Source organism: Neotabrizicola paludis, assembly GCF_044142105.1.
Lineage (GTDB): Bacteria > Pseudomonadota > Alphaproteobacteria > Rhodobacterales > Rhodobacteraceae > Pseudogemmobacter.
The window spans coordinates 161611-187416 of record NZ_JBGTYM010000009.1; the positions used below are offsets into that span (position 1 = coordinate 161611).

At 65.7% G+C, this 25806-nt stretch carries 29 protein-coding genes; 19 read left to right on the top strand and 10 right to left on the bottom strand.

The window, feature by feature from the left end:
- Nucleotides 1-58: 58 nt before the first annotated feature.
- From ACED67_RS17950 to ACED67_RS17960, 3 genes are all read left to right on the top strand, one after another.
- Entirely contained in the window at nt 59-280 is a 222-nt protein-coding gene (locus ACED67_RS17950) for a putative signal transducing protein (RefSeq protein WP_395543089.1), read from the top strand.
- A gap of 3 nt (nt 281-283) precedes the next feature.
- Nucleotides 284-1045 (top strand): tRNA1(Val) (adenine(37)-N6)-methyltransferase, encoded by a 762-nt coding sequence (locus tag ACED67_RS17955; protein ID WP_395543090.1) that lies wholly within the window; start codon nt 284-286, stop codon nt 1043-1045.
- A gap of 101 nt (nt 1046-1146) precedes the next feature.
- Nucleotides 1147-1317, top strand: a complete 171-nt coding sequence (locus ACED67_RS17960) for a YdcH family protein (RefSeq protein WP_395543091.1) — start codon at nt 1147-1149, stop codon at nt 1315-1317.
- Here the strand turns inward: ACED67_RS17960 and yddG are convergent.
- The 5 genes from yddG to ACED67_RS17985 all read right to left on the bottom strand — a co-directional run bounded on the left by yddG (nt 1314) and on the right by ACED67_RS17985 (nt 6465).
- Nucleotides 1314-2198 carry an aromatic amino acid exporter YddG gene (gene yddG / locus ACED67_RS17965; RefSeq protein WP_395543092.1) on the bottom strand — a complete coding sequence of 295 codons (885 nt, stop codon included), beginning with the start codon at nt 2196-2198 and terminating at the stop codon, nt 1314-1316. The two genes, ACED67_RS17960 and yddG, sit on opposite strands and share 4 nt — an antisense overlap.
- On the bottom strand, nt 2195-3310 hold the full coding sequence (locus ACED67_RS17970) for a sugar-transfer associated ATP-grasp domain-containing protein (RefSeq protein ID WP_395543093.1): 1116 nt from the start codon (nt 3308-3310) through the stop codon (nt 2195-2197). Before ACED67_RS17970 ends, yddG begins: the two co-directional genes overlap by 4 nt.
- Before the next feature lie 130 nt (nt 3311-3440).
- A complete protein-coding gene (locus tag ACED67_RS17975) occupies nt 3441-4166 on the bottom strand; it encodes a beta-ketoacyl-ACP reductase (RefSeq protein ID WP_395543094.1) in 726 nt (241 codons plus the stop codon).
- Between the two features lie 132 nt (nt 4167-4298).
- Nucleotides 4299-5474: an acetyl-CoA C-acetyltransferase gene (locus ACED67_RS17980; RefSeq protein ID WP_395543095.1), complete on the bottom strand. Its 1176-nt coding sequence runs from the start codon at nt 5472-5474 to the stop codon at nt 4299-4301.
- Nucleotides 5475-5610: 136 nt separating this feature from the next.
- Nucleotides 5611-6465 carry an EAL domain-containing protein gene (locus ACED67_RS17985; RefSeq protein ID WP_395543096.1) on the bottom strand — a complete coding sequence of 285 codons (855 nt, stop codon included), beginning with the start codon at nt 6463-6465 and terminating at the stop codon, nt 5611-5613.
- Between the two features lie 102 nt (nt 6466-6567).
- Here ACED67_RS17985 and ACED67_RS17990 point away from each other — a divergent pair, with 102 nt between their 5' ends.
- From ACED67_RS17990 to ACED67_RS18005, 4 genes are all read left to right on the top strand, one after another.
- Nucleotides 6568-7140 (top strand): DNA-3-methyladenine glycosylase I, encoded by a 573-nt coding sequence (locus ACED67_RS17990; protein ID WP_395543097.1) that lies wholly within the window; start codon nt 6568-6570, stop codon nt 7138-7140.
- 73 nt (nt 7141-7213) lie between these two features.
- Nucleotides 7214-8122 carry a thioredoxin gene (gene trxA / locus ACED67_RS17995; protein WP_395543098.1) on the top strand — a complete coding sequence of 303 codons (909 nt, stop codon included), beginning with the start codon at nt 7214-7216 and terminating at the stop codon, nt 8120-8122.
- Between the two features lie 14 nt (nt 8123-8136).
- Nucleotides 8137-8790 (top strand): LON peptidase substrate-binding domain-containing protein, encoded by a 654-nt coding sequence (locus ACED67_RS18000; protein WP_395543099.1) that lies wholly within the window; start codon nt 8137-8139, stop codon nt 8788-8790.
- Nucleotides 8787-8978, top strand: a complete 192-nt coding sequence (locus ACED67_RS18005) for a Trm112 family protein (RefSeq protein ID WP_395543100.1) — start codon at nt 8787-8789, stop codon at nt 8976-8978. The genes ACED67_RS18000 and ACED67_RS18005 overlap by 4 nt, the downstream gene beginning before the upstream one ends.
- On the opposite strand, the gene ACED67_RS18010 is transcribed toward ACED67_RS18005, so the two are convergent.
- Entirely contained in the window at nt 8966-9616 is a 651-nt protein-coding gene (locus tag ACED67_RS18010) for a 5-formyltetrahydrofolate cyclo-ligase (RefSeq protein WP_395543101.1), read from the bottom strand. The genes ACED67_RS18005 and ACED67_RS18010 overlap by 13 nt on opposite strands.
- Before the next feature lie 2 nt (nt 9617-9618).
- The gene (locus ACED67_RS18015) at nt 9619-10842 is read right to left on the bottom strand and encodes a UbiH/UbiF/VisC/COQ6 family ubiquinone biosynthesis hydroxylase (RefSeq protein WP_395543102.1); all 1224 of its coding nucleotides are present in this window, start codon (nt 10840-10842) and stop codon (nt 9619-9621) included.
- Between the two features lie 86 nt (nt 10843-10928).
- Between ACED67_RS18015 and ACED67_RS18020 the strand changes: the two genes are divergently transcribed.
- The 3 genes from ACED67_RS18020 (at nt 10929) to ACED67_RS18030 (ending at nt 16761) form a co-directional block, all read left to right on the top strand.
- Nucleotides 10929-12260, top strand: a complete 1332-nt coding sequence (locus ACED67_RS18020; protein ID WP_395543103.1) for an amidase — start codon at nt 10929-10931, stop codon at nt 12258-12260.
- 223 nt (nt 12261-12483) lie between these two features.
- A complete protein-coding gene (locus ACED67_RS18025; protein WP_395543104.1) occupies nt 12484-13662 on the top strand; it encodes an aminotransferase class I/II-fold pyridoxal phosphate-dependent enzyme in 1179 nt (392 codons plus the stop codon).
- Nucleotides 13663-13674: 12 nt separating this feature from the next.
- A complete protein-coding gene (locus ACED67_RS18030) occupies nt 13675-16761 on the top strand; it encodes a DNA translocase FtsK (protein ID WP_395543105.1) in 3087 nt (1028 codons plus the stop codon).
- A gap of 23 nt (nt 16762-16784) precedes the next feature.
- Here the strand turns inward: ACED67_RS18030 and ACED67_RS18035 are convergent, their stop codons facing one another.
- Complete coding sequence (locus ACED67_RS18035) at nt 16785-17396, bottom strand: class I SAM-dependent methyltransferase (RefSeq protein ID WP_395543106.1); 612 nt, start codon at nt 17394-17396, stop codon at nt 16785-16787.
- A 147-nt stretch (nt 17397-17543) separates the two neighbouring features.
- Complete coding sequence (locus ACED67_RS18040; protein WP_395543107.1) at nt 17544-18104, bottom strand: SIS domain-containing protein; 561 nt, start codon at nt 18102-18104, stop codon at nt 17544-17546.
- A 150-nt stretch (nt 18105-18254) separates the two neighbouring features.
- Here ACED67_RS18040 and ACED67_RS18045 point away from each other — a divergent pair, with 150 nt between their 5' ends.
- The gene (locus tag ACED67_RS18045; RefSeq protein ID WP_395543108.1) at nt 18255-18860 is read left to right on the top strand and encodes a LolA family protein; all 606 of its coding nucleotides are present in this window, start codon (nt 18255-18257) and stop codon (nt 18858-18860) included.
- A gap of 30 nt (nt 18861-18890) precedes the next feature.
- Here the strand turns inward: ACED67_RS18045 and ACED67_RS18050 are convergent, their stop codons facing one another.
- Nucleotides 18891-19475: a transglycosylase SLT domain-containing protein gene (locus ACED67_RS18050; RefSeq protein ID WP_395543109.1), complete on the bottom strand. Its 585-nt coding sequence runs from the start codon at nt 19473-19475 to the stop codon at nt 18891-18893.
- A 290-nt stretch (nt 19476-19765) separates the two neighbouring features.
- Between ACED67_RS18050 and hspQ the strand changes: the two genes are divergently transcribed.
- The 8 genes from hspQ to ACED67_RS18090 all read left to right on the top strand — a co-directional run bounded on the left by hspQ (nt 19766) and on the right by ACED67_RS18090 (nt 25748).
- Nucleotides 19766-20092: a heat shock protein HspQ gene (hspQ, locus tag ACED67_RS18055; protein ID WP_395543151.1), complete on the top strand. Its 327-nt coding sequence runs from the start codon at nt 19766-19768 to the stop codon at nt 20090-20092.
- Between the two features lie 96 nt (nt 20093-20188).
- Nucleotides 20189-20524 (top strand): STAS domain-containing protein, encoded by a 336-nt coding sequence (locus ACED67_RS18060; protein ID WP_395543110.1) that lies wholly within the window; start codon nt 20189-20191, stop codon nt 20522-20524.
- Between the two features lie 103 nt (nt 20525-20627).
- Complete coding sequence (locus tag ACED67_RS18065) at nt 20628-21050, top strand: ATP-binding protein (protein WP_395543111.1); 423 nt, start codon at nt 20628-20630, stop codon at nt 21048-21050.
- A 284-nt stretch (nt 21051-21334) separates the two neighbouring features.
- Nucleotides 21335-22909, top strand: coding sequence for a gamma-glutamyltransferase family protein (locus ACED67_RS18070; RefSeq protein ID WP_395543112.1), 1575 nt, complete (start codon nt 21335-21337; stop codon nt 22907-22909).
- Nucleotides 22910-22924: 15 nt separating this feature from the next.
- Nucleotides 22925-23377: a free L-methionine (R)-S-oxide reductase MsrC gene (msrC, locus tag ACED67_RS18075; protein ID WP_395543113.1), complete on the top strand. Its 453-nt coding sequence runs from the start codon at nt 22925-22927 to the stop codon at nt 23375-23377.
- Nucleotides 23377-24141 carry a GFA family protein gene (locus tag ACED67_RS18080; protein ID WP_395543114.1) on the top strand — a complete coding sequence of 255 codons (765 nt, stop codon included), beginning with the start codon at nt 23377-23379 and terminating at the stop codon, nt 24139-24141. Before msrC ends, ACED67_RS18080 begins: the two co-directional genes overlap by 1 nt.
- Nucleotides 24142-24198: 57 nt before the next feature.
- Nucleotides 24199-25098, top strand: a complete 900-nt coding sequence (locus ACED67_RS18085; protein WP_395543115.1) for a homocysteine S-methyltransferase family protein — start codon at nt 24199-24201, stop codon at nt 25096-25098.
- A complete protein-coding gene (locus ACED67_RS18090) occupies nt 25095-25748 on the top strand; it encodes an RluA family pseudouridine synthase (RefSeq protein ID WP_395543116.1) in 654 nt (217 codons plus the stop codon). The genes ACED67_RS18085 and ACED67_RS18090 overlap by 4 nt, the downstream gene beginning before the upstream one ends.
- Nucleotides 25749-25806: the final 58 nt, after the last annotated feature.

The following is a 25806-nucleotide window of genomic DNA, read 5'->3' on the forward strand; positions in this document are numbered from 1 at the left end:
GCATTCCTTGTCCCCGGTGCGCTTGCCCAGCAGGCAGGGTCGCGCTTATCTCATCCCCATGAAAGAGCTTTTGCGCACGACCGATCCCACCGAGATCGCCTTTGCAACCGCCCTTCTTGAGGGCGAGGGTATAACGGCCTTTGCCATGGACGTCCACATGAGCGTCCTGGATGGGTCCTTGGGAATTTTGCCGCGCCGCCTGATGGTTGCTGATCGCGATCTGTTTCTGGCCCGCGCGATCTGCCGCGACAATGGCATCGCGCTGGCGTCTGGGGCCTGAGCCATGACCTTTGCCGAGGATACGTTGACCGACGACAAGTTCCTCAGCGGCAGGCTGCGGCTATGGCAACCCAGCCGCGGCTTTCGGGCCGCGACGGATGCCGTGCTTCTGGCCGCCTGCTGCCCGGCCAAGGCCGGAGAGTCGGTGCTCGATCTGGGCTGCGGAGCGGGAGCTGCGGCGCTTTGCCTCGGGCTGCGGGTGCCGGGCCTGGCGCTTGCGGGGCTGGAGCTTCAGGCAGATTATGCCGACCTGGCCGTGCGCAATGCCGCCCGCAATGGCATCGCCATGGACGTGGTAGAGGGCGACCTGACCCGGATGCCCGCCCGCCTGCGGCGCGATTTCGACCATGTCATCGCCAATCCGCCCTGGTACCCGGCGGGGGGCACACCCTCGCCCGTCGCGGGGCGGGCGCGGGCGCTGGCGGCGCATCTGCCGCTTGATGCTTGGATTGCCGCCGCCGCCCGTCGGCTGCGGCCCGGCGGCACGCTGACGCTGATTGCCGGCACCGACAGCCTGCCGGTGCTTCTGGCCGCGCTGGCGCCCAAACTGGGCTCGGCCGCCGTGCTGCCTTTGGCCCCGCGCGAGGGGCGTGCGCCGCCCCGTCTGATCCTGCACGCCAAGAAGGGCGGCCGCGCGCCATTCCGTCTTTTGCCGCCCTTCGTGCTGCATGCAGGTGCTGCCCATGATGGCGACCGCGAAAGCTATACCCCGGCGGCAAATGCCGTCCTGCGCGAGGCGGGCGGCCTCTTGCCGCTTTTCGGATAATAGGTGGCTTTTCTTTGCCCTCTCACGTTGTTTCGAGGTGACACGACTCAGCCTCTGTGATCGACTTTGTTACGTGGGTGTCACAACGATGGAGGACGAACATGAGCATGGCTTCGCATCTGCAGGAACTCCGCAAGAAGCACGAAACGCTTTCTACCATGGTCGAGGAGGCCCAGCGCCAGCCCGCAACGGATGACCTGAAGATCGCCGAGTGGAAGAAGCAGAAACTCCGCCTCAAGGAAGAGATTTCGCGCCTCGCCAGCCAGCACTAACCGGCGGAATCGGTGCTGCGCGCCCCGTCCTGTTTGCGGGGGCGCGCGGCCATAGCCGCACCGCCGGCAATCAGCACCGCAGCCAGAAGGATCATGTAAGACGGTGCTGTGATGCCCGCGAGCACCAGCGCAAGGGTTGACAGCAAGGGCGCTGCATAAGAGGCGACACCCAGAATCTGGATGTCGCCTTTTTTCATGCCCATATCCCAGGTGAAGAAGGCCGCGCCCACCGGACCAAGGCCCAGCACCAGAACCGCCCCCCAGCCCAACACGCCCTGCGGCCAGATCGTCTGTTCCAGCGCCAGATGCGCGATCAGCGACAGCGCCGCCGTTGCCAGGCAAAAGACGGTCACGCTTTCGGTGGGCACGTCGCCCAGCCGCCGCGACAGCACGGAATAGGCGGCCCAGGTCAGGGCGCAGGCAAAGGCCAGGACAAGGCCCAGCGCAGAAACCTCGCCCTCGCTGCCCCGCCCCAGCACGATCAGAGCCGCCCCGCCAAAGGCGACCAGCGCACCGATGATATGCTGCGCGGCCAGCTTCTCGCCGGGCAGAAGACCGGAAAACAGCACGATGAACAACGGCCAGAGATAGGCGATCAGTCCGGTCTCGGCCGTGGGCGCGATGCGGAAGGCGGTGAAATACAGGAAGTGATAGCCGAACAGGCCCAGAGTGCCGAAGGCATAAACCTTCCAGGACACGGTCCGCAGCACGGAAAGCCCGCGCCGTGCCGTCCAGATCAGACCAAGCGTGCCGCCAATGGCAAAGCACAGCGCATTCAGCAGGAAGGGCGGCACCGGGGCCGAACCGATGGTCAAAAGCGCCAGAAGCGCCCACATGAGGACGGCGGTGAAGCCGATGGCCGTGGCCTTGGCGCGGGTCATTTCAGCGGGCAATCCTTGGGACGGGGCACCTGAGCGCGGAACCTGTCGCGCACGGCTTTCAGTCGGGGCAGGAAGTCGGGGTTCAGCACGCCATGGGCATGCGACTCCTGATAGCAGGAATGATGGGGATTGCCGTTGATCTCGGTGATCAGGGGGCCACGGTCGCTTAGGAAGATGTCGCTGCCGGTGATGCCATAAGCGGGAAATGCCGCATGGGCTGCCCGGGCCAGTGCAAGGGCAAGGTTGAAATCGGGCAGTTGCGCCCCGGGCCAATCGGCCCCGGTCACGATGCTTTTCTCAAGGCTTGCACCGCCAATCTGGCGGCGATCCTGCGCGCGGATCACCTTTCCGGTCACCGGATCGACGGCGATATAGGATCCCAGCTGGCCGGCGTTGGAATCGACCATCGCGCCAGCGGCGGGGCCTCGCAGCACCGTGTAAAGCACTTCCGGCTCTGTCCCCGCCAGGGTGGTGACGATGCGAACCGAGCCGATGACCGGGCCGATCAGCGCTTCCAGGTCTCTGTGCGGGCGGACCAGCTCCTGGAACATGAAGCCGCGGGCATGGTCACGCCAAATTTCGGCGACCAGGTCGCGGGTCGCAACCTCGGTGCCATTTCCCAGCCGCACTCTGCCGGGATCGGTCTGTTCGATGATCGAGACACCGCCGATCGACTGGCTGCCATGCACCGGCTTGCCGAAACAGGGCAGGTTGTCTGAGCGCGACAGAAAATCCAGCGTCGCGTCCGGCGAGGACAGCCAGGTTTCGCCCGTGACGGGCTTCTCGGAGGCGGCAACGGCAAGGATGCGGGGCTGCGGCAGCCCGGCTGCGGAAAAGCGGGCGTGGCATTCCAGCTTGTCGCTCAGCGCCGATCCGGGCCCGTCCGGGGCCGGCGGGTTCAGGGCCGAGTTCAGAGCGACAAAGGCGCGCGGGCCAAGGAAGGCACGCCGGGCGGCGAAGGAAATGCCCGGTTGCCAGGCCCCGGCAAGGAAGTATTCGTTGATGGTCAGCTTGCCACGGCCACGCCTGAGCAGGCTCGACTCGATGGCGATCCGCAGCGGAGAAACGCCCCGCGCCTTGGCCGCGTAGCCAATCGCGGAAGCAATATCCAACCGGCGGCCCTGCGGCGGGTGGGAGAGTAGGGAAGGGGACACCGGAGGCCTTTCGGATTGCGCACGCGCCCGAAGCTAGCCAGCGCCTCGGGCGGGTGCAATCTCTGGTTTCAGGCCTCCGGCGAGGGATTTACACGACGAACTGGCCGCCATTGGCGCTGATGGTCGAGCCGGTGATGAAGCCTGCATCGTCCGAGGCCAGGAAGGCCACGATCCGCGCGATCTCCTCGGGTTCACCCAGGCGCCCGACCGGAATCTGCGGGATGATGCGCTCGTTCAGCACTTTCTCGTCGATGGCGCGCACCATTTCCGTGCCGATATAGCCCGGACAGATCGCGTTGACGGTGATGCCCGCCCGTGCACCTTCTTGGGCCAGCGCCTTGGTGAAGCCAAGATCGCCCGCCTTTGCTGCCGAATAATTGGCCTGGCCCGCCTGGCCCTTCTGACCGTTGATCGACGAGATATTGATCACGCGGCCGAACTTGCGGTCGCGCATCCCGGTCCAGAGCGGATGGGTCATGTTGAACAGGCCCGAGAGGTTGGTGTCCATCACCTCTTTCCACTGGGTCGGAGTCATTTTGTGGAACATGGCGTCGCGGGTGATGCCCGCATTATTCACCAGCACGTCGATCGGACCCAGATCGGCTTCGACCTTCTTGATGCCCTCGGCGCAGGACTCGTAGTCGGCCACCGACCATTTGTAGGTCGGAATCCCGGTTTCCTTCGTGAAAGCCGACGCCGCCTCGTCATTCCCGGCGTAATTCGCGGCCACCTTGTAGCCCGCCGCCTTCAGCGCCACCGAAATCGAGGCTCCTATTCCCCGAGAGCCACCCGTCACCAATGCAACCCGAGCCATGATTCCTCCTCTTCAGGTATGCTTTCGTCTTCCGTTGAAATCCTGTTACCCAAATGAAGATCGGCGCGCAACAATATTGCGCGCCGATTTGCGGGTGCAGCAAGATGCCGCGCCTGCGCGGCCACTATCGGCTCAGACGCCTTCGAGGCACATGGCCACGCCCATGCCGCCACCGATGCAAAGCGTCGCCAGGCCCTTTTTCGCACCGCGACGGCCCATCTCGAACAAGAGCGTGTTCAGGATGCGCGCGCCCGAAGCGCCGATCGGGTGGCCGATGGCAATGGCGCCACCGTTGACGTTCACGATCGACGGATCCCAGCCCATGTCCTTGTTCACCGCGCAGGCCTGGGCCGCGAAGGCCTCGTTCGCCTCGACCAGATCCAGATCGCCGACCTTCCAGCCCGCCTTGTCCAGCGCCTTGCGGCTGGCGAAGATCGGACCGACACCCATGATCGAGGGGTCAAGCCCTGCCGTCGCGTAAGAGGCGATGCGTGCCAGCGGTTTCAGCCCGCGCTTCGCCGCCTCTTCCTCGGTCATCAGCAGAACGCCCGCCGCGCCGTCATTGATGCCCGACGCATTGGCGGCGGTGACCGAACCGTCCTTGACGAAGGCGGGCTTCAGCTTCTGCATCGCTTCGATCGTCGCGCCATGACGGATGTACTCGTCCGCATCGACCACCGTGTCGCCCTTGCGGGTCTTGATGGTGAAGGGGATGATCTCATCCTTGAACTTGCCGGCCTTCTGCGCCGCCTCGGCCTTGTTCTGGCTGGCCAGCGCGAATTCATCCTGCATGTCGCGGCTGATCTGCCACTGGTTCGCGACATTCTCGGCGGTCTGGCCCATGTGATAGCCGTTGAAGGCATCCCAGAGCCCGTCCTTGATCATCGAATCGATGAAGTTCAGATCGCCCATCTTCTGGCCCGCGCGCAGATGCGCGACATGGGGCGACAGCGACATCGATTCCTGGCCGCCCGCGACCACGATCTTCGCATCGCCCAGCGTCACATGCTGCGCGCCCAGGGCCACCGCCCGCAGGCCCGAGCCACACACCTGGTTCAGCGACCAGGCGCTGGCCTCTTTCGCCAGACCCGCCTTGATCGCGGCCTGCCGCGCGGGGTTCTGGCCCTGACCGGCGGTCAGCACCTGACCCAGGATCGTCTCCTCGATCTCGGCCTTGTCGATCCCGGCGCGGGCCACCACGGCCTCGATCACCGCGGCGCCCAGATCATGGGCGGGGGTATTGGCGAACGAGCCGTTGAAGCTGCCCACGGCAGTCCGGCCCGCCGCGACGATTACGACATTGGTCATGCTGATTTCTCCCTTGCGGCCTGCGCATCCGCGCGCCATCGGCTTACGGTCCCAATGTCATGATCGCAAGTTTGTTGCGCAAGCGATTTGACGCAGGTCAGAAGGAGGAAGATTTCCCTAGGGCGGCGGCGCTCCCTCAGCCCAGGCCCTTGCTGCGACCCTTGCGGAAGCGGCCGAAATCCGGGGCAACTTCGGGCTTGCCGAACAGATAGCCCTGCAGGCAGCCGACGCCATGGTCGCGCAGCCAATTGGCCTCGGCACTGGTTTCCACCGACTCGGCCACAAGGAACATGTTGAATTCCCTTGCCATTGCGATGGCGGCACGCACCAGCGGCTGACAGTCTGCATTGCGGTCGATGCCGCGGATGAACTGCCCGTCAAGCTTGGCAATATCGAAGCGGAAGGCGTTCAGAAGCGAAAGCGAAGTCATGCCAGCGCCGAAGTCATCCAGCGTGACGGCAATGTGCTTGCGGCGCAAATCCGCCATGAAGGGGATCAGCACATCGGGCATCTGCATGGCCGAGGTCTCGCTGATCTCGAGAATCAGGCCCCTGCCGATCGCGGGGTGGGTGGCCAGCGCGCGAGCCAGCATGTCCTGCCATGGCTTGTAGCCGACCGAGCGCGCCGACATGTTCACCGCGATGCGGAGCTGCGGATGGCGTTGCAGGGCCATCAGGCCCAGCTGCAAGGCCGCGACATCGATCTCGCGCCCCAGTTCCTGGGTTTCGGCCACGGGCATGAAATCCCGGGCGGGGATCACGCGGTCCAGCGGGTCGAGCAGGCGGATATAGCCCTCGTAAAAGCCGATGATCGAAGGGTCGGCGGCATAGACCGCGGGCTGGAAGGCCAGTCGCATCCGTTTCAGCGCCAGCGCGGCGCGGACCATCGCCAGCGTTTCACGGTCGGCCGAGGAAACCGCCGCCGCAAGCGGCGTTGCCTGATCGGCCTCAGGATCGAACCGGGGCCGCTTCGGCCCGCGCAGGAAACTCATCGGCAAAACCCCCGCTTGCGCCCGCAGGCTTGACGCGAAATGGTAAAGCCGCGCTGAAGTTTCGGCCGTTGCGTCGAGTTTGCAGGAAATTCCGGAGGAAGCATGGACGGCACAAGATGTAGCTGGTGCGGGACCGATCCGCTATATGTGGCCTATCATGACACCGATTGGGGCCGCCCCGAACGCGATCCGCGCGCGCTGTGGGAAAAACTGATCCTTGATGGCTTTCAGGCCGGGCTGAGCTGGATCACCATCCTGCGCAAGCGCGAGAATTTCCGGCGCGCCTTCAACGGATTCCACCCGGAAGAGATCGCGCTTTGGGGCGAGGCCGACGTTCAGCGGCTTCTGGGCGATGCCGGGATCATCCGCCATCGCGGCAAGATCGAGGGCACGATTGCTTCGGCCAGGGCCTATCTCGAGATTGAGGCGGAACAGGGCTTCTCGCCCTTCCTCTGGTCTTTCGTCGGTGGTGCGCCGGCGCAGACGCTGCGCGCCAGCATGGCCGAAGTGCCGACCGAAACGGCAGAAAGCCGGGCCATGGCCAAGGCGCTCAAGGCGCGCGGCTTCAAGTTTTGCGGTCCGACGATCACCTATGCCTTCATGCAGGCCGTGGGCATGGTGAATGACCATATGGTGCACTGCCCCGCCCATGCCGAATGTGCCGCCATGGCCTGAAGACCGCCCGCCCCCTTGGCGAAGCGGCGGTCAGGGCGCATATAGGGCGCGACAAAAGGATGATGAGGACGACATGCTTGGTCTTGGCGAAGCCCCGCTTTCCCCCGCAGCCGACGATCTGATCAAGGACAGCTCGGAAGCCACCTTTATGCAGGATGTGATCGAGGCCTCGCGCGAGGTGCCGGTCATCGTCGATTTCTGGGCCACCTGGTGCGGCCCGTGCAAGACGCTTGGGCCGGCGCTTGAAGCGGCTGTGCTGGCCGCCAAGGGCAAGGTGAAGATGGTCAAGGTCGATGTCGACCAGAACCAGCGCATCGCGGCGCAGCTGCGCATCCAGTCGATCCCGACGGTCTATGCTTTCTGGCAGGGTCAGCCGGTCGATGGCTTTCAGGGTGCGCTCCCGGCCTCGGATCTGAAGAAATTCGTCGACAAGCTTTCGGCCATGGGCGGCGACGGCGGTCTGGCCGATGCGCTCGCCGCCGCCGAAGAGATGCTGGAGCAGGGTGCGCTGGCCGACGCGACCGAAACCTTTGCCGCGATCCTTGGGGAAGAACCGGAAAATCCGGTCGCCTATGCCGGTCTTGCGCGCACCCATATCGCCGCCGGCAATCTGGATCAGGCCGAGGCCTTCCTGACCGCCGCCCCTGCCGCCATCGCCAAGGCCAAGGAGATCGAGGCCGCGCGGGCCCAGATCGAACTGGCCCGTCAGGCCGCCAATGCCGGCCCCGAGGCCGAACTGCGCGCGGCCGTGGCCGCCGACCCGTCGAACCATCAGGCGCGGTTCGATCTGGCGGTGGCGCTGAATGCGGGCGGCAAGGTCGAGGAGGCGGTGGATGAGCTGCTGGACCTCTTCCGCCGCGACCGCGAATGGAATGACGGCGCCGCGCGGGCTCAGCTCTTCACCATCTTCGAAGCACTGAAACCGCAGGACCCGATCGTGCTCAAGGGCCGTCGGCGCCTGTCGTCGATGATCTTCGCCTGACGGCGGGGCAGGGGATGCCGACCCCCGCGATCACCGCTGCCGACCTGCCCGATGTGCTGGCGCTGTTCCCGCTTCCCGGCGCGCTTCTGCTGCCGCGTGCGCGGCTGCCGCTGCATATTTTCGAACCGCGCTATCTGGCGCTGCTGGAAGACGCATTCAAGACACGGGCAAGACTGATCGGCATGATCTGTCCGACCGCGACGCCCTCGGGGGCAAGGCGGTTGTCCGCCATCGGCTGCGCCGGGCGGGTCACGTCCTTTTCCGAGACGGAAGACGGGCGGTACATGATCACCTTGACCGGAATCTCGCGCTTTCGCCTGCGCGATGAGGTGCAGGGCTTCACCCCCTATCGCCGGGCGCAGGTGGATTGGGCGCCCTTTGCCCGCGACCTTGGCCCGGCCGAGGAAGACCCCGGGCTGGATCGCGCGGCTTTCCTCGCGATCCTTGCCCGCTATTTCGCAGCCGAGAACCTGTCGACCGACTGGGGCGGTCTGAAAGAGGCCGAGCCGGAATTGCTGATCAATGCCATTTCGATGCTCGCCCCCTTCGCTCCCGAGGACAAGCAGGCGCTTCTGGAAGCGCCGAGCCTTGCGACCCGGCGTGAGACGTTGCTGACCCTTATCGAATTCGCCCTGCGCGGCGGCAAACCGGAAGACCTGATCCAATGACCGAGCCCGTCCCCGTTCCCGCCTTCGACCGCCGCATGCTCGAGGCGCTGGTCTGCCCGGTGACCAATGCGGTCCTGACCTATGATGAAGAGGCGCAGGAATTGATCTCGCGCGCGGCGCATCTGGCCTTTCCGATCCGTGACGGCATTCCGATCATGCTGGTGGCCGAGGCCCGTCAGATCGACTGAGTGCCCGCTTCGGTGACAATGGCCGACATCGGAATGTCGTGCCATTGCGGGAAGACGGTTGCCAGCCGCGCGGCTTGCAGACCCACCCCCACCACGAAAGGCCTGTAGGGTCGCAGAGAGGCCAGCGTCCGGTCGAAATAGCCGCCTCCATAGCCCAGCCGGTAGCCTGCACCATCCCAGCCGACCAGGGGCGCCAGCGCAAGATCGGGGATCGCCGTTCCGGCACTGGCGGGGGGCACCGGAATGTTCCAGTCGCCGCGCTCCATTGCCTGACCGGGATGCCAGGGCCGCCAGACCAGCGGCTGGCCCTTCTGAACCACCACAGGCAGCGCGACCTGCGCGCCGCGCGCGTGCAGGCTGGTCAGCCAGGGCCGCAGGTCGGCCTCGCCCTTGATCGGCCAGTAGCCCCCGATCACGCGACCGGCGACCGGCCCGGCCAGCCAGGTCTCCAGCCCTTCGTCCAGATGCTCCCTCAGGGCGGCGGCCCAGTCGCTCCGCGCGGCGACCGACAGCGCCATCCGTTCGTCCCGCAGCCTTTGCCGTTCCGCCTTGCGCCAGCGCGCCACTTCCAGCGCCTGTTGCGGGTCATGTCCTGCATGTTCGGCCATCTGGCAGGGGGCGGAGGCGGGTTCGGCCATGGCTATACTGGCTTGCCTTGCAACAGGCGCGGCAATTCGCCCTCAAGTCCCGCCGCCTGCCGGATAAAGCGCCGCCGCAACCCGGGCAGGGCATTCACCAGCCCAAGGCCAAGGTCGCGCCCCAGCCGCAGCACGGGATTGTCGTTCGAAAACAGCCGGTTGACCGCATCCATGCCAAGGGCGAGCGCGGTGGAATCGAACCGCCGCCAGCGCTGATATTCCTCAAGCGTGACCGGGCTGCCGATATCCTCGCCCCGCCGGGTCGCGCCTGCCAGCACCTCGGCCAGTGCCCCCACATCGCGCAGGCCCAGGTTCAGCCCCTGGCCCGCAACCGGATGCACCCCATGCGCCGCGTCGCCCACCAGCGCCACGCGCGGGGCGATGAAATGTTCGGCCAAGGACAGCGACAGCGGATAGGTGAAGCGCACGCCGGCCAGGGCGATCTCGCCCAGATAATCACCGAAACGCGGCCGCAGCGCCGCAAGGTAGGCGTCATCGTCCAGGGCCTGTATCTCGGCGGCGCGGGCTTTGGTCTCGCTCCAGACGATGCTGGAATGGTGGCTGCCGGGCAGGGGCAGGATGGCAAGCGGGCCGGAGGGCATGAAGAATTGCTGTGCCGTGCCCCCATGGTCGCGCTCGTGCCGGATCGCGGTGACCAGCGCGGTCTGGCCATAGCCCCAGCCCTGCCGCCTGATTCCCGCCCGTTGCGCCACGCCCGAGCCGCGCCCGTCGCAGCCGACCAGCACCCGGCCGGTCAGAACGCGGCCCGAAGCCAGCGTCACCGACACGCCCGCAGGCCCGGGCTCCTGCGCCACGACCGTCTCGCCCGAAAGAAGCGTCACCTCCGGTGCGGCGGCCATGGCCTCAAGGAAAGCCGCATAAAGGAAGCGGTCTTCCAGCATGAAGCCCATCGGGCCTTCCTCGATCTCGGCGGCATCGAAGGTCAGGAAGAAGGGTGCAGGACCCCGGCCTGCATGGCCATCGCTGGCCTTGATTTTCAGGATCGGCTGAACGCGGTCCGCAACCGCCTGCCAGACGCCCACTGCTTGCAACAGCCGCTTCGAGGCGATCGCCAGGGCATAGGCGCGGCCATCGAACCCCGCCTCGGCGCGCGTATTGGCCGGGCGCGCATCGATCACCACGACCCGCAGGCCCGCCTGGGCCAGAGCCAGCGCCAGGGCCGGGCCATTAAGGCCGCCACCCGCGATCAGAACATCCGCATCCATGGCCTCAAGGCTAGGCCTGTCGGGCGGGATTGTCCATGCGGTGCCAAGTCGCTACCGTCGCCGCCGCAGCATATGGGGGGATGGGCATGAGCGGGACGTGGTTCCACATGACGGCGGCAGAACTGGGCCGCGAGATCGGCGCCGGGCGGATCAATCCGGTCGCGTTGACCGAGGCGTTCCTGGACCGGGCCGCGACCTACCCGCTCTCGGCCCGCATCTTCGCCCGCATGACCGAGACCCGCGCCCGTGGCGAGGCCATGGCAGCCGCGCGGCGGGCGCAGCAGGGCTTTCGCAAGGGGCCGCTGGATGGGGTGCCGCTGTCCTGGAAAGACCTGTTCGACACGGCGGAGGTGGAGACCGAGGCGGGTTCGGCCCTGTTGCGGGGGCGTGTGCCCAAGGCCGATGCCGAGGTTCTTCGGGTGGCGACGCTGATGGGCTCGGTCTGTCTGGGCAAGACGCATATGTCGGAGCTGGCTTTTTCGGGCCTGGGCCTGAACCCGATCACCGCGACGCCGCCCTGCCTGAATGACGATGCGGCTGTGCCGGGCGGGTCTTCCTCGGGCGCGGCGGCCTCGGTCGCCTTCGGGCTGGCTCCGGCGGCGATCGGCTCGGATACCGGCGGGTCCGTGCGGATCCCGGCCGCGTGGAACGATCTGGTGGGGTTGAAGACCAGTTCGGGGCGGTTGTCGCTGCAAGGCGTCGTGCCGCTTTGCGAAAGCTTCGACACGGTCGGACCGCTGGCCCATTCGGTCGAGGATTGCAGCCTGATCCTGTCGCTGCTGGAAGGGCGCAAGCCCGATGCCCCCGCAGCGGAGAGCATTTCGGGCGCGAGGTTGGCGGTGCTGGAGACGGTGGCGCTGGAGGATCTGCGGCCCGGTCCGGCCAAGGGTTTCGAGGATGCCTGCACAAGGCTGACCCGGGCGGGCGCGCGGCTGGAACGGCTGCGGGCGCCGGAAGTGGCCGAGGCGATGCAGCTTGCCGGCATTCTTTTCACTCCAGAGGCTTATGGGATCTGGAAAGACGTGATCGAAGCCGCGCCGGACAAGATGTATGCCCGTATCCTGGAACGTTTCCGGTCGGGCGCGGCGGTTCCGGCGACCGATTATGTCGCCGGCTGGCGGCGGCTTGAAGTGTTGCGCAAGCAATGGCAGGCCCGCGCGGCGGGGTTTGACGCGGTGCTGGTGCCGACCGCGCCCATCCTGCCGCCCAATGCCGAGCGGCTCTTGTCGGACGAAGCCTATTACGTCACCGAAAACCTGCTGGCCCTGCGCAACACGCGGATCGGCAATATGCTTGGCCTTTGTGCCCTGACCCTGCCGACCTCGCAGCCGTCCTGTGGCATCACGCTGATGGGTCCCGCGATGGGCGAAGAACGCCTGTTGCGGCTTGGTGCGGCGGCCGAGCGCGCCCTGCAATAGCCCGGGAACCCTTGGCCGTCCGGGTTCATCCTGGGGCCAAATACTCATGCCGGAGGTCACGGCCCGTCGCGGGTGCGTTGTCGGGCGCGATGGCCGGGACATAAAAGCCACAACCACGGCCCCCAAGCCCTTTTGCCCGCCACGGAAATTCTGGACCATGGGGCGAGGGGCGGCTATCCTTTGTTCCAATCGGGACGCAAACGATCCCGGACCTGAGGCACAGATGGCGTTTCCTGAGCGGTTTTCGAACCTGCCAGATTATGCGTTTCCGCGCTTGCGGAAACTTCTCGATTCGCACGCTCCCGGCGGCGAACCCATTTCCATGACCATTGGCGAGCCGCGCCATGCCATGCCGGATTTCGTGGGTCCGATCCTGGCCGCCAATCTGGCGGGCTTCGGCGTTTATCCGCCCAATGACGGCACGCCCGAACTGCTGACCGTGATCTCGGGCTGGATCGCCCGGCGCTATGGGATCGAGGTCGCGCGGGACCGGCTGATGGTGCTGAACGGCACCCGTGAGGGCCTGTTCAACGCCACGATCGCGCTTTGCCCGGAACAGAAGAATGGCCGGCGCCCGACCGTGCTGATCCCGAACCCGTTCTATCAGGTCTATGCCGTGGCGGCGCTGACGCTGGGCGCCGAGCCGGTCTATGTGCCCGCAACCGCCGCCACCGGCTTTCTGCCCGATTATGCCAGCCTGCCGCGCGATGTGCTGGACCGGGCGGCGATCGCCTTCATTTGCTCGCCCGCGAACCCGCAGGGCGCGGTGGCGCCATCCGAATATCTCGCCGATCTGCTGGCTTTGGCCGAGAAGCACGATTTCCGCGTCTTCGCCGATGAATGCTATTCCGAGATCTGGCGCGAGGCGCCGCCGCCCGGTCTGATCCAGGTCGCGCAGGCGGTCGGTGCCGATCCCGAACGGGTGGCGATCTTCCATTCGCTGTCGAAGCGGTCGAATCTGCCTGGCCTGCGCTCGGGCTTTGTCGCCGCCGGCCCGCAATCCATGCTGCGCATCCGCCAGTTGCGGGCCTTTGCCGGGGCGCCGCTGCCCTTGCCCTTGCAGAAGGTGGCCGAAGCCTGCTGGCAGGATGAGGGCCATGTTGCCGCCTCACGCGCGCTGTATCATGAGAAATTCGCCGATGCGGCGCAGGTCTTCGCGGGGATTCAGGGGTTCCAGCTGCCGGATGGCGGCTTCTTCCTGTGGCTTCCGGTCGAGGATGGCGAGGCGGCGGCGCTGAAACTTTGGCGCGAGACGGGGGTGCGGGTTCTGCCCGGCGCCTATCTGTCGCGCGACGCGGCCGGGGGAAATCCCGGCACAGGGTATATCCGCGTGGCGCTTGTGGCGCCCCGGCAAGAAACGCAGCGCGGGCTGACCCAGCTTCGCGACTGCCTTTACGATTGAGGACAGGCGAGAATGGCATCCTATCAGGTTCGTCAACGCGACCCGCTTCTGGACCAGGGCACCCAGGCCATGCTGGAGCGCCGGGGCCGCGAGCTGCTGGGCCTGGCACTGATGGGCGTCGGGCTGATCTTCGCGCTGATGCTGGCCACCTATTCGCCGAATGATCCGGGTTGGATGGTCGCGACGGATGAGCCTGCCAGCAACGCGCTGGGCCGTCTGGGCGCAGCCATCGCCTCGACGCTGGTGATCCTGATCGGGCGCGGTGCCTGGGCCATTCCGCTGATCTGCCTTGCCTGGGGGTTGCGCTTTGCGCTGCATCGCGGGGCCGAGCGGGTGCTGTCACGGCTGATCTTCGCGGTGATCGCCGTCGCTATGGCCGCGACCTATGCCGCGACGCTGGCCGCGCCGGTAAGCTGGCCCCATGCCTTCGGTTTGGGCGGGCTGTTCGGCGATACCGTGGCCGGGGCGCTGTTGAACATCATCCCGGGCGGCGCGGGGTTCGGCCTGCGCTTCGTCTCGATCCTGGCCTTCGCCGCCGCGATCTCGATGCTCTTGTTCGTGACCGGCTTTGACTGGGCCGAGTTGCGTGCGATCCGCCGCGCGCTGATCACCGGCTCGATCATGGGTTATGCGGCGCTTCTGTCGCTGCTCGGTCGCGGTGCGACAGGGGCACTTCACAGCGCCCGTGCCGGGGCGGCGGCCATTGCCGAGCGCCGCGCCATGGCCCGCGATGCCATGCGCGACGGAGACTGGCATGACCATGAGCCGCTGGTCATGGCGGAATCCTACGCAGCCCCGGCCCAAGAGGCCCGCTCGGTCGTCCGTCGTCCGGCGCGCGGCCTTGACCCAGCGCCGCTCGCGCCCGAACCGCTGGGCGCCGATCCGGCCTGGAACGCCCCGGCGACGCTGCGGGCCGAGCCGCGCCATTTCGCTCAGCCCGCCGATCTGCCCAAGGAGAAGCTGGGCTTTCTGGCCCGGATGCGCCGGGTGGTCGATCCGCAGCCGGAACTGGTGGAAAACATTCTGCCGGCAGGGCTGGCCGATGCCGATCTGCCCGCCGAAGACCGCATCAAGGCGCGCATCTCCGACGTGATCCGCGCCCGTGCCCGCCATGTGCCGGGCGCTGCCGCTGCCGCCGCGGGCCTGACGCCCTTGCAGGCCGCCGTCGCCGCCCGCCGGGCCGAGCCGCCGGTGATGCGCGCTGCCGCCAAGCTGCGCGGTCCTGCGCCGCTGGTCGCCGATACGCGCCAGGGCAGCCAGCCCCCGGCCCGGGCCGGGCAGATGGCCGCTCCGCCGGTTGCCGCGCGCACGCCCTTTCTCGACGAGCCTGAACTGACGGCCGCCGAGGCGTTGGCCCGGGCCGACAACATGTTCACCACGGATGAGGAAGACTGGGACGCCGCACTGGAGGCCGAATGGGACGAAGGCCTGCCCCAAGACGAGAGCTTTGCGACGCCGGCACCCATTCCGCAGATTGAACGCCGCGCGATCGTCCAGGCGCCTGCCAAGAAGGCGCCCGCACCTTCGACCCGCGCCATGGCCGAGGCGCAGCCGCGCCTGCGCTTTGACGACCCGTCCCCGGCATATGAATTGCCGCCGCTTTCGCTTTTGGCCAATGCGGCCACCGTCCAGCGCAGCCAGCTTTCCGACGAGGCGCTGGAAGAAAACGCCCGGATGCTGGAATCCGTGCTGGACGATTACGGCGTGAAGGGCGAGATCGTTTCTGTCCGCCCCGGCCCGGTCGTCACCATGTATGAGCTGGAACCCGCGCCGGGCCTGAAGGCCAGCCGCGTGATCGGCCTGGCCGACGACATCGCGCGCAGCATGTCGGCCCTGTCGGCCCGCGTCTCGACGGTGCCCGGACGTTCCGTGATCGGGATCGAACTGCCGAACGCGACGCGCGAGAAGGTGGTGCTGAAGGAAATCCTCGCCGCCCGCGATTTTGGCGACAGCAACATGCGGCTGCCACTGGCCTTGGGCAAGGACATCGGTGGCGACCCGATCGTCGCGAACCTGGCCAAGATGCCGCACCTGCTGATCGCCGGGACCACCGGTTCGGGGAAATCGGTCGCGATCAACACGATGATCCTGTCGCTGCTCTACAAGCTGACGCCCGAAGAATGCCGGTTGATCATGATCGACCCCAAGATGCTGGAACTTTCCGTCTATGACGGCATCCCGCATCTGCTGTCGCCCGTCGTCACCGACCCGAAAAAGGCGGTCGTCGCCCTGAAATGGGTCGTGGGCGAGATGGAAGAACGCTATCGCAAGATGTCCAAGATGGGCGTGCGCAACATCGAGGGCTACAACGGCCGCGTCCGCGAGGCGCTGTCGAAGAACGAGATGTTCAAGCGCACGATCCAGACCGGCTTTGACGAGGAAACCGGCGATCCGGTCTTCGAGACCGAAGAATACGCCCCCGTCGCCTTCCCCTATATCGTCGTCATCGTCGACGAAATGGCTGACCTGATGATGGTCGCGGGCAAGGAGATCGAGGCCTGCATCCAGCGTCTGGCGCAGATGGCGCGGGCCTCGGGTATCCACCTGATCATGGCAACGCAGCGGCCCTCGGTCGATGTCATCACCGGCACGATCAAGGCGAACTTCCCGACCCGGATCTCGTTCCAGGTCACCTCCAAGATCGACAGCCGCACGATCCTGGGCGAACAGGGAGCCGAACAGCTGCTGGGGCAGGGCGACATGCTCTACATGGGCAATGGTCAGCGCATCACCCGGATCCACGGCCCCTTCGTCAGTGACGAGGAAGTCGAGGAGATCGTGAACCACCTTAAGAGCTTCGGCCCGCCGACCTATATGTCGGGCGTGGTCGAGGGGCCCGATGAGGACTCTGCCTCGGATATCGACATGGTGCTGGGGCTGGGCGGGTCGGGCGAAAGTGGCGGCGACGACGCGCTGTATGATCAGGCGGTGGCGATCGTCGCCAAGGACCGCAAATGCTCGACCTCCTACATCCAGCGCAAGCTGGGCATCGGCTATAACAAGGCCGCGCGGCTGGTCGAGCAGATGGAAGAGCAGGGCGTCGTCACCCAGGCGAACCATGTCGGCAAGCGCGAGATCCTGGTGCCCGAGGCGCATTGAGCCTCGGGCGCAGGTGCAGGGTCCTAGACCCGTTCCAGCACCAGCCAGGTAAGGATGCCCAGGGGGGGCAGCGGGGCGCAATCGACCATGCGCAGCCGCGGATCACCCAGCACCCGCGACATCGGGAAATCGGCGCGCCAGCCAAGCTGGTGCTGCAAGGGCTGGATCAGCCGCTCGGCCAGCCGAAGCGCCCCCTTGGCGGCGGCGAAATGGTTGGTGATCAGCACATGCGCGCCAGGGCGGCAGACCCGCGCGATTTCCGACAGGGCGCGTTCGGGGTCGGGCACGACCGACAGGACATGCATGACCGAAACGCTGTCAAAACTCGCATCGGGGAAGTCGAGCTTCTGCGCATCCATCTGGCGCAGGGTGACATTCGCCAGCCGGTGTTCGCGCACCTTGTCTTCGGCACGGGCCAGCATATCGGCCGAATAGTCGATTCCGGTGATTGTCACTCCGGGACCGTAGAGCGGCAGGGCAAGTCCGGTGCCGACGCCGACCTCCAGAACATGACCGCCGCGTTGGGTGGCATGGCGGGTGGCACGGATGCGCCCCTCCTGGAAAAGTTTGCCAAAGACGGAATCATAAACGGGCGCCCACCGCTTATAGGACGCGGTCACGCTTGCAGCTCTCATTCTATTCTCCGTAAGGCACTGCGGAATGGGCAGGATACCCGACCCCTTTGCGCGTGAAACTCTTGGTTGAGTGCCGTGGCGTCAAGTCACTTTCGCTGCCCTGCAGCATGTTTGCGCTACCCGTGCTGGTCAGGCCGGAACCCGGTGTCATTCCAGATTGGTGTGCCGGAACCGCATCGCTTCGGGCGTGACTTCCAGGCGCGCCCGCAACTCCAGGATCATCAGTTCGAAGGCCAGGAACATCGCGCCCTCAAAAAGACTGCCCATGGGCAGAAGCGAGGTGGCAGCGCCGTCCTGATCGCGCGCCATGGTCTGTGCCGGAATGGTCAGCACCAGGTCGGCCGCATGGGGGGCAGGGCCGCCCGGCTCGGCCGTGATGCAGGCCACGCCGGCATCGACGCCACGCGCCACACCGATCAGGGCTTCGGCACTGGCAAGCGTACCAGGCCCGCAGGCGACCAGGAACAGGTCGCCTTCACCCACTGGCGGGCAGGTCATCTCGCCCAGGACATGCGCATCAAGGCCCAGATGATACAGCCGCATGGCAAAAGCCCTCATCATAAGGCCTTCGCGCCCAAGCCCGTGGCACACGATCCGCCGCGCGCCCTGCAAGGCGGCCAGGATCGCCTCCCATTCCTCAGGATTGATCGCCGCCACGGCAGCATGCATTTCCTGGGCTGCTCCCGCCGCCCGTTCCGCCAGGGACATTGCCGCCTCCTTCTCCGCTTCTGGCACAAGGATAACACCTCTGCGGTCCTGCGGGTCCATCCCCCTTGCGCTCTTCACGGCCCGGCACAATGTCGCGAAGGATCCAAACCGGGGATTTCGCGTTGTTGTCAGACAACCTATATCGAAGTCATGAACCGTCGCACCCTGATCCTTGCCCAGCTCGCCCTGATGCTTCTTGGACCGCGCGCCGCGCTTGCCGAGAAACTGCCCCTGGACACGCTGTCGAAATACCTCAACGACCTGACCACCGCTGAGGCTGACTTTACCCAGGTGAACAGCGATGGCTCGGTCTCGACCGGCAAGATCTTCATCAAGCGCCCGGGCCGGGTGCGCTTTGAATATGCACCGCCCGACAAATCGCTGGTGCTGGCCTCGGCCGGGCAGGTGGCGGTGTTCGACGGCAAATCGAACCAGGCGCCCGAGCAATATCCGCTGACGCGGACGCCGCTGAACCTGATCCTGGCCGAAAATATCAATCTAGGCCGGGCCAAGATGTTGGTGGGTCACAAATCCGACGCGACCTCGACCAGCGTTGTGGCGCAGGACCCCGAGCATCCAGAATACGGCACGATCGAGCTTAAATTTACCGCCAATCCTGTGGAACTGCGGCAGTGGATCATCACCGATGATCTTGGCAAGCAGACGACGGTCATTCTGGGCACGCTGAACAAAGGTGGGAATTACGGCACCAGCCTGTTCTCGATCACCCGCGAGATGGAAAAGCGCGGCCTTTAAGGGACGCGCCGACCATAGTTCGTGCTCCGCTCAGCGGCGGCAGGTCTGAAGCTGGGTGCGATACAATTCGGCGCGCGCGCCGACCTTGGCCGCAACCTCGACCAGCCAGGGCTTGGCAAGATGGCTTTGATTGGCAAAGCCGGTCCGGCCTTCGTGATAGGCGAGATACTGATCTGCGGCGTCGTCCAGCGGGATGCCAAGCTTGGCGCGCGTCTCGGTGAAATACCAGCCCATGAAATCGGTCGCGGCGCGGATATCGTCGCGCTTGGCGCCACGGCGCCCTTCGGCCTTCTGATATTCCTCCCAGGTGCCGTTCAGGGCCTGGCTGTAGCCATAGGCCGTGCTTTGCCGCCCCATCGGGATCACCCCCAGGGCAAAGCGATGTGGCGTCTGGGCATTGCCGATGAACTTGGATTCCTGGTGAATCACGGCCATCTGAACCCAGATCGGCACGCCCCATTTGCGTTCGGCCGCCCGCATGGCCGCGCGATATTGCGGCCGTTCGGCCAGGATCGCACAGGCGTTGTCCAACTGGCGCGGTGCTGCGTAATGCCCGCCGCCCCCGCAGGAGGCAAGGAAGAGCAGCACCAGTGCTGCACGGAAATACCTGCTCATCTGCCCCTCGTTTTTGATCTTGGGCTGTTCTTTTGCGCGAGAACATACTCGATCCGGGCACCGGGGAAAACAGGGGAAATCCGAGACTTGCGCGAGGGTGATCAGTTTTGCGCGAGGATTGAACGAAGCCTATTCGCAGCCCGATCTTCCCGTTGGCTGCTTTGGTGCCCTTTCCAGTCCATGGCCCTGCGTTTACAGACTGTTTCCCTGATTCGGGGTGCTCTGGGACGCTGGTCTGTGGACAAGTCTGCCACACGAGGATTACACCCGATGCTGGGGGCCTTATCATGATGCTGAAGACAGAAGCCAAATATCACATCGGCCAGATTCTGCGCCATCGCAAGCACCCGTTCCGCGGTGTCGTCTTCGATGTCGACGCGATGTTCTCGAATACCGAGGAGTGGTATCAGAATATTCCCGAGGAAAGCCGACCCTCGAAGGATCAACCGTTCTATCACCTGCTGGCCGAGAACGACCAAAGCTATTACGTCGCCTATGTGTCCGAGCAGAACCTCGTTCCGGATGACACAGGCGAGCCGGTCGATCACCCGGACCTGCCCGATCTCTTCGGCGATTTCACCGATGGCCGCTATCCGCTCCAGTTCCAGCTGAACTGAGCGCCGGAAAAATTCGCGCCGCAGAACCAGGCGCGCTTACCCCTTGATAACCCTTCGGCCCTAGTCTTCAGGCAACTGAAACAAGGAAAGCCGACCATGCCGCTCAAAGCCTCCATGCAGGGGTCCACCCTGGTCATCCGCGCCCTTGACGATCGGATCGACGCCGCCGGTGCCATCCAGTTCAAGGAGCAGATGCGCGACCTGACCGCCACGCCGTCGGCGCGGGTCATCCTTGACCTTTCCAAGGTGCAATTCCTTGATTCCTCCGGTCTTGGTGCCGTTGTCGCGGTGATGAAGCTGCTGGCGCCCGAGCGGAAGCTGGAACTGGCCGGCCTAACCCCGACCGTGGAAAAGGTCTTCCGCTTGACACGGATGGACACGGTTTTCACCATCCACCCTGCTGTCGAGGCTGGCCTGCGCCAGGCGGGGTGATCATGTGGTCGCAGACAGGGCGGGGGCCGCGCCCCTGTCACGGGGGCGGCTCGAAAGCAACTGGCTGCCACAGAGGCTGCCGGATATGATCAGGACAGCAGAGATGGCCGGCCCCTACTTGATTGAAATGTCGGGAAATCCGGCCTCGGTCCGTGATGGGCTGCGGCGGGCTCTGGGCCAGACCCCTCTCGCAGCATTGTCACAGGACGACCGCTCGACCGCCGAGATCGTTCTGGCCGAGGTTTTGAACAATATTGCCGAGCATGCCTATGCCGACGGCGATGGCCCGATCCGCCTCTGGCTGGGCTGGGCCGCGGGGCGCCTGGTTTGCCGGATCGAGGATGAAGGCAGTCCCATGCCCGGGGGCATGCCGCCGCAAGGCCGACCGCCATGCCCCGAGGAGCTGGCCGAGGGCGGCTTCGGATGGCATTTGATTCGGAGTCTGGCTGACGATCTGGCCTATCAAAGGGCTTGGGGGATAAACCGGCTCTATTTCACCTTGCCTGCCGAACGGTCGCCTGGGTGATCGCGCTTTGTCTTGAAACCTTCTGAAATGACGCGATCTCGCCACAATTTCCCCCTAATTCCGCCGGGGCCCAAGGGCCTTATTGGGGCCGTAGCTGCATAAGGCTTCACCTCGGCGCCGGGATCAACAGCCCCCACCCAGTTTCGGCGCCGAGGTTCTTCGCATGGGCATCGCAGTTCCCCAATGCCGCCACACGCCCCTTGGCTTAGCCACTGAAACGCACGCTTGTCCGCTTGGCACTGCCCTTACGCGCCCTTAGGCTGCCCGCCAAAGGAGCCCAGCACATGCGCGATTTTCATCTTCCCGGCCGATCGGCCGTTCACGGCACGAACGGGATGGCCGCCACGTCGCACCCGCTTGCAAGCCTGACGGCGATCGAGACGCTCAAGGCCGGGGGCAATGCGGCCGATGCAGCAATCGCGGCCGCCATGGTGCTGAATGTGGCCGAGCCGCAGATGTGCGGCCTGGGCGGCGATTGCTTCGTTCTTCTGAAGCCGCCCGGGGATGAGCGGGTGCTGGCGCTGAACGGCTCGGGCCGCGCGCCGCTTGGTCTTGATGCCGAGAAGATCCGCGCCGAAGGCCACAAGGTCGTACCAATCCATGGCATTCATGCCGTCACCATGCCTGGCGCGGTCGATGCGCTGTGCCGTCTGAATACCGATTGGGGCCTGTTGGGTCTGGAGCAGATCCTAGCACCGGGCATCCGCTATGCCGAAGAGGGAATTCCCGTCGGCGCCCGCACCGCCTTTGACTGGGCGACTGACATCAACGACCTCCAGGGCGACGCGCTTCCCTTCTACAGCCTGGGCGGCAAGGCGCCGACAGCCGGCCAGGTGTTCCGCGCCCCGGGCCTGGCGGAGGTCATGCGCCGTATCGCCGCCGAGGGCCGCAAGGGATTTTATGAAGGCGAGATCGCCGAGGACATGATCTCTTCCCTGCGGGCCTTGGGCGGCAGCCACCGGCAGGAGGACCTGGATGCCACGCGCTGCGATCTGACACAGCCGATCTCGGGTCCGTATCGCGGCGTCGAACTTGTCGAACATCCGCCGAACGGGCAGGGCGCGACCGCGATCCTGATGCTGAACATCCTGTCGCATTTCGATCTGGCCGGCCTTGATCCGCTGGGCAGCCAGCGCGCGCATCTTGAGGCCGAGGCAGCGAAGCTGGCCTACGACGCCCGGAACCGCTTTATCGCCGACCGCACCGCGCGCCTGGATCATATGCTGTCGCCAGGGACGGCGGCGAAGTTGGCCGCCCTGATCGATCCGAAACGAGCCCGCGCCCATATCCAGGCCGCTACCGAGGCGATCCACAAGGAAACCGTCTATCTGACGGTGGTGGACCGTGACGGCATGATGGTGTCGCTGATCTATTCGGTGTTCTGGGGCTTCGGCTCGGGCCTTGCATCCCGGAAGTTCGGCATCAACTTCCAAAACCGTGGCGCGGGTTTCACGCTGGAAAAGGACCATCCGAACGAGGCCGGTCCGGGCAAGCGCCCGATGCATACGATCATCCCGGCGATGATGCGCCAGGGCGGCCGCGTGACGATGCCCTTTGGCGTAATGGGAGGTGGCTATCAGCCGAACGGCCACGCAAGACTGGTCTCGAACCTGGTTGATTTCGGCATGGAGCTGCAAGAGGCAATGGATGCCCCGCGCAGCTTCGGCGCCGATGAGGCCAGCATGCAGGTCGAGCGCGGTTATTCCGACAAGGTCCGCGCCCAACTGGCGGAGATGGGACATCCGGTGACGGTTCCCGACACGCCCTTGGGCGGCGCGCAGGCCATCGTGATCGGGCAGGATGGGGTGCTGACCGGCGCCTCTGACCCGCGCAAGGATGGCTGCGCGCTGGGATATTGAGGGCAGGGGCGGAAGATGGATTATGATGAGGCGACCCAGGCGATCCTGGCGCTGACCCGGGGCGAAACGGATGCCGTCGCGCTGATGGCGACCCTGGCCTGCGAGATCCATGCCCGCCATCCGCTGTCGGACTGGACGGGCTTCTATCGTGTTGTCGCCCCCGAATTGCTGAAGATCGGTCCCTATCAGGGCGGTCATGGCTGTCTGGTGATCCCCTTCGCGCGCGGTGTCTGCGGCGCCTGTGCGCGGACGGGCGAAATCCAGAACGTGCCCGATGTCGATGCCTTCCCCGACCATATCGCCTGCGCGTCTTCGACCCGGTCGGAACTGGTGCTTCCGGTGTGGAACGGGCAGGGGAAGCTCTTGGGAGTGCTTGACCTTGACAGTGACACGCCCGCTGCCTTCACCAAGGCGGATGAAGACTGGCTGGTGCCGCTTCTGGCCCAGGTCTTCCGGGACGCTGCGTGATGCGCGGCTCCTGCCTCTGCGGCGGCGTTGTCTTCGAGGTGACGCCGCCCCTGCGCGAAGCCGCGATCTGCCACTGCGGCCAATGCCGCAAGCAATCGGGCCATGCCTGGGCGGCCTCGGCCGTGCCGCTGGATCGGTTCCGGCTTACCCGCTCTGACGGTTTGCGCTGGTTCAAGGCTAGCGAAAGCGCCAGCCGCGGCTTTTGCAAGGATTGCGGCGCGACGCTGTTCTGGCAGCCCCATGGCCGCGACCAGATGTCCTTCTCGCCCTCGGCGCTGGATGAACCTTCGGGCATCGGCACGGCCGAGCAGTTCATGCCCGAATTCGCGGGCGATTATTACTGTCCCGAAGGCCCGCCCCCCGCACCCGCAAAGGGCGTGAGCCGCCTGCGCGGCTCTTGCCTGTGCGGCGCGAACCGCTTCACCCTGCCCGGCCCGATGGGTCCGGTCACCGCCTGCCATTGCACGCAATGCCGCAAGCTGTCGGGCCATTACTCCGCGAGCTTCGATGCCAGTGAAGCCGACCTTGACTGGCAGTCGCGCCACCTGGCGGAACATGTCGCACCAGGGGGCGGCCGGCGCGGCTTTTGCCCGGATTGCGGATCGTCGATGTTCTTCCGCGCGGCGGATGGCAGCTTCTCGGTCGAAGCGGGCTGCATCGACGCGCCCACGGGCGGGCGGCTGGAGAGCCATATCTTCGTGGCTGACAAAGCCGATTACTACACGATAGACGATGACTTGCCTCAGCATCAGGGTTGGGACTGAGCTTGCGCCCATCTGCGCGCCAGCTTACCTCGAAGGCGCGAACACAGGGAGCGGGTCATGGCGAAAATCACTCTTCTCGACGGCGGCATGGGTCAGGAACTGGTCGCGCGCAGCGGCGGCAAGGATCCCGGTGCGCTCTGGGCCACGCGGGTGATGATCGATCATCCCGGCATGGTCGGCGCGATCCATGACGATTACTTCGCCGCAGGTGCCTCGGTCGCCACCACCAACACCTATGCCATTCTGCATGACCGGCTGGTCAAGGACGGGATGGACGCTTTCTATCACGCGCTGCATCTGCGCGCGCTGGCCGAAGCGCATGAGGCCCGGGCGCGGGCCGGGCGGGGCATCATCGCGGGTTCGATGGGACCCCTGGGCGACAGCTACCGGCCCGACCTGACGCCGGATGTCAGCATCTCGGCCCCGCTTTACGCCGAAAAGGCCGCGCTGATGGCGGCACATGTTGATGTGATCCTGATCGAGACCATCTCGTCGCTCGATCTTGCTCGGGGCGCGCTCAAGGGCGCGCGGGCGGCGGGCAAGCCGGTCTGGCTATCGGTCTCGGTGCATGACCGCGATGGCACGAAGCTGCGTTCGGGCGAAGCGGTCGCCGATCTGCGCGCCGTGCTGGACGAGACGCCCGCTGCCGCCGTTCTGGCCAATTGCTCAATGCCCGAGGCGATGGAAGCGGCCATGGCGGAGCTGAAGTCTCTGGGCCTGCCCTTCGGCGCCTATGCCAATGGCTTCTCCGAAATCTCGCACCTGCCTTTGCCCGAGGATGGCACCGCCCCCGCCTATTGCGCCCGCCATGATCTGACGCCGGAACGCTATGCCGATTTCGCTCTGCGCTGGGTGGGGCAGGGCGCGACCATTGTCGGCGGCTGCTGTGAGGTCGGTCCCGCCCATATCCGCCATCTGGCCGAGAGGCTGCGGGCCGAAGGCCATACGATCGCATGATCCCCGACTTTGACTATCGCCCGCCGGATGTGCCGCTGAAGATCATTTTCGAAGATGCGCAGCTTCTGGTGTTGGACAAGCCCGCCGGGCTTCTCTCGGTGCCGGGCAAGCTTGAAGGACGGCAGGACTGTCTGCTCTCGCGGCTACAGGCGGAACGCTGGGATGCGCTGTTGGTGCACCGGCTGGATTGCGACACCTCCGGCGTGATGATCTTTGCCCGCACCAAGCCGGCGCAGGGGTTCCTTAGCCAAGAGTTCGAGAAACGCAGGGCCGAAAAGACCTATCTCGCGCGGGTGGCGGGCGAGATGGCCGAAGACAGCGGCCATGTCGACCTGCCGCTCTGCGCCGACTGGCCGAACCGCCCGCGCCAGATGGTCAGCCCCGCAGGCCGCCCGGCCCAGACCGATTGGCAGGTCATCGGCCGCGCGCCGGGGGAAACCCGGGTCCGCCTGACGCCCCATACCGGGCGCAGCCATCAGCTGCGGGTGCATATGCTGGCGCTGGGCCATCCGATCCTGGGCGATCCGATCTATGCCACCGGCCCTGCCCGTGACGACCATCCACGCCTGATGCTGCATGCCGAGACCCTGTCGCTGCACCATCCGTCCACCGGCGCACGGGTGCATTTCGCGGCACCTCTGCCATTCTGACGGCTGTACGCGCGATAATTTTAACCCATCTGACAAGATTACTGGTTAATCCTGCGCC